This window comes from Streptomyces sp. SID14515 (genome assembly GCF_010548505.1).
GTDB lineage: Bacteria > Actinomycetota > Actinomycetes > Streptomycetales > Streptomycetaceae > Streptomyces > Streptomyces caviscabies.
Map to the genome: position 1 here is coordinate 145,721 of NZ_JAAGMH010000081.1, position 9,480 is coordinate 155,200.

16 protein-coding genes are annotated in these 9,480 nt (G+C 69.6%); 10 read left to right on the forward strand and 6 right to left on the reverse strand.

Annotated features, from left to right (window positions below; all coding sequences use genetic code 11):
* Positions 1-591 carry an ABATE domain-containing protein gene (locus G3I54_RS17620; protein ID WP_239144414.1) on the reverse strand — a complete coding sequence of 197 codons (591 nt, stop codon included), beginning with the start codon at positions 589-591 and terminating at the stop codon, positions 1-3.
* 100 nt (positions 592-691) lie between these two features.
* Between G3I54_RS17620 and G3I54_RS17625 the strand changes: the two genes are divergently transcribed.
* Complete coding sequence (locus G3I54_RS17625) at positions 692-1,183, forward strand: VOC family protein (protein ID WP_164615785.1); 492 nt, start codon at positions 692-694, stop codon at positions 1,181-1,183.
* Between the two features lie 112 nt (positions 1,184-1,295).
* On the opposite strand, the gene G3I54_RS17630 is transcribed toward G3I54_RS17625, so the two are convergent.
* The gene (locus tag G3I54_RS17630; RefSeq protein WP_164615787.1) at positions 1,296-1,883 is read right to left on the reverse strand and encodes a TetR family transcriptional regulator; all 588 of its coding nucleotides are present in this window, start codon (positions 1,881-1,883) and stop codon (positions 1,296-1,298) included.
* 104 nt (positions 1,884-1,987) lie between these two features.
* Here G3I54_RS17630 and G3I54_RS17635 point away from each other — a divergent pair, with 104 nt between their 5' ends.
* Positions 1,988-3,076, forward strand: a complete 1,089-nt coding sequence (locus G3I54_RS17635) for an NAD(P)-dependent alcohol dehydrogenase (protein WP_164615789.1) — start codon at positions 1,988-1,990, stop codon at positions 3,074-3,076.
* A 102-nt stretch (positions 3,077-3,178) separates the two neighbouring features.
* Here G3I54_RS17635 and G3I54_RS17640 read toward each other — a convergent pair whose 3' ends face one another.
* The 4 genes from G3I54_RS17640 to G3I54_RS17655 form a co-directional block, all read right to left on the reverse strand.
* Positions 3,179-4,306: an NYN domain-containing protein gene (locus G3I54_RS17640; RefSeq protein WP_164615791.1), complete on the reverse strand. Its 1,128-nt coding sequence runs from the start codon at positions 4,304-4,306 to the stop codon at positions 3,179-3,181.
* A gap of 172 nt (positions 4,307-4,478) precedes the next feature.
* Positions 4,479-4,910 carry a hypothetical protein gene (locus tag G3I54_RS17645; protein ID WP_164615793.1) on the reverse strand — a complete coding sequence of 144 codons (432 nt, stop codon included), beginning with the start codon at positions 4,908-4,910 and terminating at the stop codon, positions 4,479-4,481.
* A gap of 5 nt (positions 4,911-4,915) precedes the next feature.
* Complete coding sequence (locus G3I54_RS17650; protein WP_164615795.1) at positions 4,916-5,326, reverse strand: hypothetical protein; 411 nt, start codon at positions 5,324-5,326, stop codon at positions 4,916-4,918.
* On the reverse strand, positions 5,323-5,583 hold the full coding sequence (locus G3I54_RS17655; RefSeq protein WP_164615798.1) for a hypothetical protein: 261 nt from the start codon (positions 5,581-5,583) through the stop codon (positions 5,323-5,325). Before G3I54_RS17655 ends, G3I54_RS17650 begins: the two co-directional genes overlap by 4 nt.
* Positions 5,584-5,691: 108 nt before the next feature.
* On the opposite strand from G3I54_RS17655, the gene G3I54_RS17660 reads away from it, so the two are divergent.
* From G3I54_RS17660 to G3I54_RS17695, 8 genes are all read left to right on the forward strand, one after another.
* Positions 5,692-6,528, forward strand: coding sequence for a helix-turn-helix transcriptional regulator (locus G3I54_RS17660; RefSeq protein ID WP_164615800.1), 837 nt, complete (start codon positions 5,692-5,694; stop codon positions 6,526-6,528).
* Positions 6,525-6,734: a DUF397 domain-containing protein gene (locus G3I54_RS17665; protein WP_164615803.1), complete on the forward strand. Its 210-nt coding sequence runs from the start codon at positions 6,525-6,527 to the stop codon at positions 6,732-6,734. The genes G3I54_RS17660 and G3I54_RS17665 overlap by 4 nt, the downstream gene beginning before the upstream one ends.
* A gap of 176 nt (positions 6,735-6,910) precedes the next feature.
* Positions 6,911-7,105, forward strand: coding sequence for a hypothetical protein (locus G3I54_RS17670; RefSeq protein ID WP_103538656.1), 195 nt, complete (start codon positions 6,911-6,913; stop codon positions 7,103-7,105).
* Positions 7,106-7,118: 13 nt separating this feature from the next.
* Positions 7,119-7,613: a DUF6879 family protein gene (locus G3I54_RS17675; protein WP_164615805.1), complete on the forward strand. Its 495-nt coding sequence runs from the start codon at positions 7,119-7,121 to the stop codon at positions 7,611-7,613.
* Positions 7,610-8,443, forward strand: a complete 834-nt coding sequence (locus G3I54_RS17680) for a helix-turn-helix transcriptional regulator (protein ID WP_164615807.1) — start codon at positions 7,610-7,612, stop codon at positions 8,441-8,443. Before G3I54_RS17675 ends, G3I54_RS17680 begins: the two co-directional genes overlap by 4 nt.
* A gap of 99 nt (positions 8,444-8,542) precedes the next feature.
* Positions 8,543-8,767, forward strand: a complete 225-nt coding sequence (locus G3I54_RS17685) for a DUF397 domain-containing protein (RefSeq protein ID WP_164615809.1) — start codon at positions 8,543-8,545, stop codon at positions 8,765-8,767.
* A 6-nt stretch (positions 8,768-8,773) separates the two neighbouring features.
* Positions 8,774-9,250, forward strand: coding sequence for a hypothetical protein (locus G3I54_RS17690; protein WP_164611501.1), 477 nt, complete (start codon positions 8,774-8,776; stop codon positions 9,248-9,250).
* Positions 9,251-9,354: 104 nt separating this feature from the next.
* Positions 9,355-9,480, forward strand: a 126-nt coding sequence (locus tag G3I54_RS17695; RefSeq protein ID WP_164615811.1) for a DUF397 domain-containing protein, incomplete at its 3' end; no start/stop codon positions are given.

Genomic DNA, 9,480 nt, shown 5'->3' on the forward strand with positions numbered 1-9,480 from the left:
TCACTCGTCGGCGGCGGTGAGCCGGGCGCGGTGGGCCCGGACCTTGGCACGGTTGCCGCAGCGCTCCATCGAGCACCAGCGGCGCTTGCCGGGGCGCGAGGTGTCGACGAACAGCAGGCGGCAGTCGTGCGCGCCGCAGGTACGGATCCGGTGGGCGTGCGCCCCGGTGAACAGGTCGACCGCATCGCGGGCGACGGTGGACAGCAGCCCGGTCCCGGTGCCCCCCGGAGCCCAGGCCCGGCCGCCGTCCGCGGTCAGCCGGGCCGTCAGAGGCGGGTGCGCCGCCGCGTCGTTGAGGGTGGCGAGGTCGTCCGGGCCGGGCGGCGTCCCGCGCACGTGCCCCTCCGTCAGCCGCCAGAGCGCATCGCGCAGAGCACGCGCGTCCGCCACCTCCGCCGCGCTCACCACGAGCGCGGGCCCCGGGCCGAGCCTGTCGGGCAACCGGCTCTCCTCCGCCCAGCGCACCAGGTCGGCCGGCTCGCGCAGCACCTCGAAGTGCGCCAGCGGGCCGGGTCCGCCGGTCGGCAGCAGCTCCAGACACAGCGCACCCGGATCGAACCGGAAGGAACTGCCGTCCGGATGCCTCAGCAGCAGCCCCGCGGGCTCCCGCCGCCCCGGCCGCTCGGACCGTGCCGGCCGTTTCGGCGTGTCCGTTGCCTTTTCACTCATGTAACCACTATAAACGGTTTCCATGACGCAGACACCGCCTCAGGCGCAGACACAGCCCCAGCCGCAGCCCTTGTCCTGGAAGCTCGTGATCGACAGCGCCGATCCGCACGCGCAGGCCGGATTCTGGGCACAGGCCCTGGGCTACCTGATCGAGGACAACAGCCCGCTCGTCGAGCAGCTGCTCGCGGCCGGAGCCGTGCCCGAGGCCATCACGACCCGCGCCCACGGCCGCCGCGCCTGGCTCGACCTCGCGGCGGCCCGGCATCCCGACGACCCGTACGACGAGGTCAGCGGTACGGGTCAGGGGCGGCGGCTGCTGTTCCAGCGGGTGCCGGAGCCGAAGACGGTCAAGAACCGCCTCCACATCGATGTGCACTCCGCGCCGGGGCAGCGCGACGCGGAGGCGGAACGGCTGGTGGGGCTGGGCGCGCGGGTGCTGCGTACGGTCGACGAGCAGGGCGGGAGCTGGATCGTCATGGCAGATCCGGAGGACAACGAGTTCTGCCTGAACTGAGCCGCACCGGCCCCGGCCCCGGCCCGGACTGAGCCCCACCCGAACCGGGCATCCAACCCCGCCCCGGGCCGATCCCTGCCCCAACCGGGCATCCGGACCCGGCCCGGGCCGGTCACTCGGGGGCGACGGCCCGCCGTACGCACGCGCGCAGCATGGTGCGGCGCTGTTCGTGCACATCGGCGGGCTCGTCGGCCGTCGCCGCGTACACATTGCTCACCGGCGACCAGGCCATCGACATGGCGATGACCATGGCCAGCACGTCGAACGGATCGCCCGGCCGCACCCGCCCGGCCTCCTGCGCCTCGGCGATGAGCCGCAGCTTCCGGTCGTCGCGGCGGCGGCCCTCCTCCACGAGATGGCCTGCGGGCCGGCGCTCCAGGCGCGCCCAGGTGGCCAGCCGGATGAGGTCGGGGCGGCGGAGGTACTCGTCGTAGAGGCGTACGGCCCAGTCCGCGAGGTCGTCCGCGTCGATCGGGACGACGTTCATGATGCGGTCCAGCGAGGCGTAGAAGATCGCGTCGAAGAGCTTTTCCTTGTTGCCGAAGTACGCGTAGAGCTGCGCCTTGTTGGTGTGCGCGGCGGACACGATCCGCTCGATCCGCGCGCCCGCGATCCCGTACGCGGCGAATTCCTGGGTCGCCACGTCGAGTATCCGCTGGTAGGTCGCGGCTCCGCGCGTGGTCATGGGCTGGTCCGCCATGCTTCGAGGCTATCAAACAGAACAGTTGGTTTGCCGATGGGACCAACCATGCCTACGCTGGGAGAAGCTCGATAGACCGAACAGTCTGTTTAAGGAGATGGCCCATGCGTACGACCACCGGCTGGCTGGCGACCGACCCCGACGACTCCGCGGAGACGCTGCGGCGCTCCGTACTGGAACGCCGTGACCTGCGCCCCGACGACCTCGCGATCCGGGTCGACTTCTGCGGCGTCTGCCACTCCGACCTGCACGCCCTCCACGCCCGGCACGCACAGCACACCCGGCACGACCGTGGCCCCGCTCTCGTGCCGGGCCATGAGTTCACCGGCGTGGTGACCGCCACCGGCTCCGCCGTCACCCGCTTCGCGGCCGGCGACCCGGTGGCCGTCGGCAACATCGTCGACTCCTGCGGCACGTGCGCCATGTGCCTCGCGGGCCAGGAGAACTTCTGCCACAGCGGCCCGACGCTCACCTACAGCGGGTCCGACCGGCAGGACGGCTCGACCACGCTCGGCGGTTACTCCCGTGAGTACGTGGTCCGCGACGCGTTCGCCTACGCGCTGCCGCCCGGCCTGGACCCGGCGGGCGCCGCGCCCCTGCTCTGCGCGGGCATCACCGTCTGGGAGCCCCTGCGCGCGCTGGGCGTGGGGCCCGGCAGCCGGGTGGCGGTGGCGGGCCTCGGCGGCCTCGGGCACCTCGCGGTCAAGCTGGCGGTCGCCCTGGGCGCGACCACCTCGGTGATCAGCCGCTCGCCCGACAAGGCCGACGACGCCCGCCGCCTCGGCGCCCACGGGGTCGTGGTCTCCACGGACGAGGCCCAGATGGAACAGGCCCGGGACAGCTTCGACGTCGTCATCGACACCATCTCCGCGCCGCACGACCTCGGCCCGTACCTGCGGCTGGTCGCACTGGACGGCACGCTCAGCCTCCTCGGGCACCTCGGCCCGGTCGACGTGAACACCATGGACCTGCTGGTGGGCCGCAAGAAGCTCAGCTCGGCGGGGAGCGGCGGACGCCCCGCCACCGCCGCCATGCTGGAGTTCTGCGCCGAGAAGGGCATCACCGCGGACGTCGAGGTGCTGCCCTCGGCCCGGGTGAACGAGGCGCTGGACCGCCTGAGCCGCAACGACGTCCGCTACCGGTTCGTCCTGGACCTCTCCGACCTGGACGACCCCTCCGTACCGTCGAGCTGACGGCTCCGTACCGTCGAACTGACGGCTCCGTACCGTCGAGCTGACGGCAGGCCGAAGGCCGCCCAGGCCCGCCCCACCCGCTCGCCTCGCACCGGATCCGGGTCACCCCTGCCCGCAGCCGCGGCAGGCGCCACGGCGACGCAGGTAGTACAGACAGGTGGCGGCGCCCAGCGCCGCGCCCCACACCACCCAGAGGATCGCGGGCCCCGTGACGCCCCATGAGCCGAGCTCGAAGCCGCGCACCGCCATCAGCCCGCCCGGAATGAGCACCACCGCGACGAACCCGGCCGGGACGACGGCGGTGGCCGGGTGGATCGTCCGCCCCTTCTTCCACCACACCCAGCGCGGCCACACCTCGCCCCACCTGGCGATCAGCCCGTGCATCAGCAGGCTGCCCAGGGTCGACACCACGCCCAGCCCAAGCCCGATCTCCAGCATGTTCGGCGTGTCCCGCATCTCCTTCAGGAACGCGTCGGTGATGCCGAGCGGCACGTCGAAGTACCAGGCGATACGGGTGATGTCGTACGGGAGGGTCGAGAGCACGGCCACCCAGACCGCCCGGCGCCCCCAGGTCCGCAGCCTGACGGGGTCACTCCGCCGTCCCGATCCGTGCGGGGCCCGGCCGCAGTGGACGCACCGCCCGCCGGTGCGCCGCTGGTACGCGAGCGTCGCGGCGGCCCACAGCAGCCCGCCGATGAAGACGATCATCAGGTTCCCGCGGTGCCAGTACAGGATGTCGCCCATGTCCTGCGGCCCCGGCACCCCGGTGAAGACGAACACGAGCAGCACCGGCGAGAACGCGAGCAGACCGAGCAGCGAGTAGTCGGGGATCAGGAGGGTCAGGGCGATACCGGCGACCCACCCGTAGCCGAGGAGGGCCTTGCGGACCCGGCCGGTCCCGAGCTTCCTCACCATCAGCAGTCCGGCGACCACACCGAGGGCGCAGAACACGGCCAGCACCGGGGCGACCGCCTCGGCCCGGCTCGGCTCCAGGATCGACCCCGACGAACGGTCCTCGTCGACCCGCTGGAAGGGGTAGCCGTCGCCGCCCAGGGCCCAGTACAGCGCCGCCGCCCCGTAGAGCGCGGACCACGCGACCGCCAGATGTCCGGCCAGGTCCGGCCACCGGGACCACCACCAGCGCCGACGCCGTGGCCCGACGTCCGGGGCGGCCCTCCCCACGGCCTCGGCGGGCGTTTCGGCGGACGTTCCGGTGACGGTGTCAGGCATGACGAACTCCCCCTGGTCTCGCGGCATCTGTCTCTGCATCTGCCGTCGGAAGATCAAGGCTGTCGCGCGCGGCCCCCTCCGCACATCTGCCGATCGGCAGATGTGCGGAGACCGGCACGCTCACCGGAAGCCTCCGGAACACCGTCGGCCGCAAGCAGCACCACAAGCAGCACTAGGCGGCCCCGCCGCCGTCCCGGTCGCGCCGTACGTCCTCCCGGATCCGCTCCGCCATCAGATCGGCGAGCGGATCCGTGACGTCCCAGGAGTGCGCGGCCGGGTGCCGGTCGTACAGCACGCAGGCTTCGCCGTCCTTGACGGACAGCCGGTGGATGACGGCCGGGCACGGCAGCAGTTCCTTGAACCGGAACTTCCGGCGTCCGTCGCCCTCCCTCCAGAACATCCACAGGTCACGCCCGCCGGAAGCCGACACCGACGGGAGCTGGGCCGCGTGTTCGACCCCCTCCTCGTGCTCGCCGAGCTCGCACAGCAGGAAGTCGTCCAGTTCTGGGGCTTCCGTCGCCTCGCCGGGCTCATCCTCCAGGCCCATGAGCGCGACCCGCGCGCCCATCTCGGGGAGTTCGGTGAAGGCGGTGCACTGCAACATGGCGCTCATCCTTGCCAGTGAGAAGGGGAAGGGGTGCGGGCGGCGGCGACCAGCGGGCGCATGACGAGCCCGTACCAGGCCGTGGCGTCCCGGGCGACGAACTCGTACGGCAGCCCGTCCGCGAGCCGCCCCAGCGCGTAGTCGTGCTCACGGAAACTGGTCACCCAGGAACGGAGTTCGGCCGGTGCGTCGCGTCGGCCGGCCGCGCCGACCGGGTACAGCGCACGGCTCGGAACCCATGGGGTGTACGGGTCCGGGTCGAGCGCGTCCGCGAAGCGCCGGGCCTGCCGCCGCAGCCAGCGCAGCGCCAGCCGCCGCGTCGGTACGAGGACCCCGCCGAGCCGCACGGACCGCGCCGCGTCGCCGCCGTGGCTCTCGGCGACGTACCAAGTGGTGTGCCGCTGCCGGTCGTTCACAGGACCTCGCCCCGGCTGCGGGCGTTGAGCCGGGCGGTCCTGGCTCGGAGCTGCTCTATGAGGAGCGCGGGCCGGACGAGGTGTGGCTCGGCCTCCCACTCGACCCCGCCGCCCACGGGCCGCAGCGACCAGCGGGCGCCGGCGACCCCACGGAACTCGCCCACACGGTCACCGTGACCGGTGTCCACCATGAGCGCGCCGAGGGCCGGGAGTTCGGGAGGCTGCTGCGCGTTCGGGCAAACGTTCTCGCCGTACACCTATCGCTCCTCTCTGTAGCCGTATGACTACCGGGGCGATTCAGCGTGACCTACCGTGAGAAGTCATTCAACTTGCCTATTCGGCACGGAAGATCGGGGGCGGGGCCGGTGAACATCAAGGATTTGAACCCGGAAAGCTCCGCGCAGGCGGCCTACGGTGCGCGTCTGCGCGAGTTACGGGAGAAGCGAGGCTGGACGCAGGAGGAGCTGGGCAAGCACAACGGCTACTCCAGCACGCACATCTCGTCCGTGGAAACTGGTCGCAAACTCGCGACCTTGCGCTTTTCGCGTAGTACGGACCGGGCGCTGGGCCTTACCGGCACCGAGGCGTCGTTCGAGCGCGAGCTGAGCCAGATCAAGCACGGCAGCCTGCTGGAGGGCTTCCCGGAGTTCCTCAACTACGAGCGCCGGGCGGCGGAGATCCGGCTGTACGAGGTCGGCGTCATGCCGGGCCTGCTCCAGACCCCGGAGTACGCCAGGGTCCTCGCCGACAGCGCCGTCAGACGACAGGCCATCACCGCCGACCAGGCACAGGAACGGGTCGCGCTGGTCGCGGAACGACAGGCGGCCCTGGTCCGGGAGAAGCCGCCGCTGGTCTTCGCGATGCTGGACGAGAGCTGCATCCGCAGGCCGGTCGGCGGACCGGAGGTCATGAAGGCCCAGATGGACCGGCTGATCGAGTTCGCCGAGCAGCCCAACACGGTGATTCAGGTAGCGACCTTCGACATGGGCGAACTCCGCCCGTTCAACCTGCCGGTCTACATCCTGACCCTGCCCGACCGCTCGCTGATGTCGTACGCGGAGTCGGCGCAGCAGGGCTATCTGGAGCGTGAAAGTGGCTCGGTGGTGCCGCATCTGACGGCCTACCATCAGATGCAGGCGGTAGCGCCCTCCCAGGCCGCGTCCGTAGACATGTTCAGGCAGTTGCGAAAGGGCATCCAGTGACAACCGAGACCCCCCGTTGGTTCACGTCCTCCTACAGCGACAATGGCGGCGCGTGCGTCGAGGTCGCCACCAACCTCGCCGCCCCGCACGGCATCGTCCCCGTCCGCGACTCCAAGAACCCGACCGGCCCGGCCCTCACCGTCCCCGCCACCGCGTTCACCACGTTCGTGGCCGGCGTCCGGGCCGGAGACTTCGGCACCGTCTGAGCCGCCCGAGCCGACAGAACAACAGCCCCACCGTGCACGCGCGGTGGGGCTTCGGCGTCGTCCGAGCAGTGAGCAGCGCCCCAGTTTCCCGTTCCGGAAACCAGAAGGTCTTGCTCCGGGGCTCCGCAGACCGGAACCATCGAGAGGAACATCACCACCGGCCGAGGGGAACGCCTGTGAAGGTGAACGTGCTGGCGACAACCTGCGAGAAGAAGAACTGCCCGACCATCTACAAGACGGATCGAGACACCATCCTCGTTCAGGGCGAGACTCCGACAGGCCATGGGCTCACCATTCCGGCCCACGAAACTCTCGTAGAGATCCCCATGGAACTGATCCGCAAAGCGTTCGGAGACCAGATCAGTGCCTAAGACTCTGGGAGACATGTTCGACGACTTCACGCATGAGGCGTTCCGGCTGGAAACGCTCGACGATTACGGCCGGTCAGGCAACGCGGACGCTTACCGGCTGTTCCTCGACGGGCAGCCGAAGCCTCAGGGCTACAACTCCGACTGGCTCGACGAGGTACGCAAGCATGTCGACGCCGGACGGAGGATGTACCGCGTGCACGTGGTATCACGCCCGCTCACGCCCTATCTGCGGTACGAACTGGGCTGGGGCTACACCACGAACATGACGGCCGGTGAGGAATTCTTCATCCTGGATGTGACCGAGCGACCCAGCCCCCTGGGTGACGTAGGAGATTTCTGGCTGTTCGACTCCGTCACCGCAGCCCCCATGAGCTACACCGATGACGGTGGGTTCATCGGAGCCGACACGCTTCCCCCTGAGCAGGCCGAGAGGTTCGTCGCGATCAGGGACACAGCACTCGCTCACGCCGTTCCCTTCTCCGACTGGTGGGCAGAACACGGCCAGTGAACCGGTCCGAGCTGGGCGTCGCACTGCGGATACTGCGGAACGCCTCCGGTAAGGAGGCCAAAACCGTGGCCCGCAGTGCCGTCATGTCACCGAGCAAGCTCAGCAGGATCGAAACGGGAAAAATCTCTCCGAGCGCGGAAGACGTCGACCGCATCATGACGGCGATCGGCGTCTCGGAGGACGTCAAGGCGGAGTACATGGATGCCGCCCGTGCTGCCGCGACAGAAGCCACGGCATGGCGTCTGATCCAGCGGGCGGGTCTCCATAAGGCACAGCAACATCTCCGGGACATGGAAACCCGGATGAACCTGCTGCGCCTTTTCCAGCCCGCTCTGGTGCCCGGATTGCTTCAGACGCCCGAGTACATCAAGGCCGTCCTGTCCCGCTACAAGGATCTGACCGAGGAGACAGTCCGCCGAACAGCAAGTGTCCGTATCGAGCGACAGGAGGTGCTGTACGACGAGACCAAGACGCTCCAGTTCACTATCACCGAACCCGTATTGCGCTGGTTGATCGTCCCTCCCGCACTCATGGTCGTACAGCTCGACCGACTGGCATCAATCTCTCGCCTGCCGAACGTGGACATACGCGTTGTTCCGCTCAGTGGGCGGAAGCACGATATCCCGAACCACTCTTTCGTTATCCGGGACGACCGCTCCGTAACTGTCGAGACCGTGCACGCGGAGATCATCGTGACCGACCCTCAGGATGTCGCCCAGTACGTCGAGAAATTCGGAGGATTCAGCAGTACTGCTGTTTCCGGCGATGACATGAGGACCCTCCTCGCAGAGATTCGGGACGAATTCTTGCAGAATCGGGAAAGCTACTAGAACTCATCTCCCTCACCGGACACCATTTCCATCGGCCGCCCTCGAAAGGGCGGGAACGGCCCACCCAGGGCTCATCATGGACCGGAAAGGGAACAGGAAATGACCGACCTGTACAGGCTCCCCATCAACGACGCCGAGTTCTCCAAGGCCTGCGGCGGCAACACCCACCCCGACGGCGAATCGTGCGTCACCCTCGCGCGGATCGGGCCGGACACCTGGGCCCTGGGCGACAGCAAGCGCCCCGACGCCGAGCCGTTGCGGTTCACGACGGCCGAGCTGGACGCGGCGGGCATCGACCCCGACCGCTTCGACCTCTCCGCCTGAGCCGCCGTGCACCACCACGGCTACGCCTGGCTCGGGGAGAAGCGGACGTTCGACAAGGAGAGCATCCGCAGGCCCCCGGGCCAGGCGCCGACGGCGACCAGCGAGCAGGACGTGCACGAGCGGTACCGGGAGGCGGTGGCCGTGTTCCCGGCCTCCGACGTACCGCCGATCCAGACGGCGCACTGGCTCATGAAACCGGCCTCGACGATCCGGGGCACCTGGGAGGAGCCCAAGGAGGCCGGCGCGTGGCTGGGGCGACAACTCACCGAGTTCGCGCCCCGGTTCGCCTCCGCGCAGGACCGGGAGGCGACGAGGCTGGTCCTCCTCGTCAGGGCGGCGGTCGAACGGCTCGCGTGGGGCGGAGACCTGTCCCTCGGCCACTACCTCAACGGCACGGTCTTCCACTCCGTCGCCCTGGTGACCTGCTCCCCGAACCGCAGCGCACCCGACGTGCTCTGCCCGGAGCGGCGGACCGGATCATGACCGCACCGCTCACGACGACGCGTCCACCGCCTCCGTCCTGGGTATCAAGAGCCGTGAGTCGCAGCATCCGCATCGGTGAACTGACCGTCCACGAAGGGGCACCCGTGACGACCGAGACCGAAAAACCCCGCTGGTTCACGTCCTCGTACAGCAACAATGGCGGCCAGTGCGTCGAGGTCGCCACCAACCTCGCCGCCCCGCACGGCATCGTCCCCGTCCGCGACTCCAAG

Excerpts from the sequence above, each read along its gene's own strand:
- G3I54_RS17645 (WP_164615793.1), bottom strand. The coding sequence starts at position 4,910 with ATGTTGCAGTGCACCGCCTTCACCGAACTCCCCGAGATGGGCGCGCGG.
- G3I54_RS17640 (WP_164615791.1), bottom strand. The coding sequence starts at position 4,306 with ATGCCTGACACCGTCACCGGAACGTCCGCCGAAACGCCCGCCGAGGCC.
- G3I54_RS17625 (WP_164615785.1), top strand. The coding sequence starts at position 692 with ATGACGCAGACACCGCCTCAGGCGCAGACACAGCCCCAGCCGCAGCCC.
- G3I54_RS17630 (WP_164615787.1), bottom strand. The coding sequence starts at position 1,883 with ATGGCGGACCAGCCCATGACCACGCGCGGAGCCGCGACCTACCAGCGG.
- G3I54_RS17685 (WP_164615809.1), top strand. The coding sequence starts at position 8,543 with ATGACCGACCTGTACAGGCTCCCCATCAACGACGCCGAGTTCTCCAAG.
- G3I54_RS17675 (WP_164615805.1), top strand. The coding sequence starts at position 7,119 with ATGTTCGACGACTTCACGCATGAGGCGTTCCGGCTGGAAACGCTCGAC.
- G3I54_RS17635 (WP_164615789.1), top strand. The coding sequence starts at position 1,988 with ATGCGTACGACCACCGGCTGGCTGGCGACCGACCCCGACGACTCCGCG.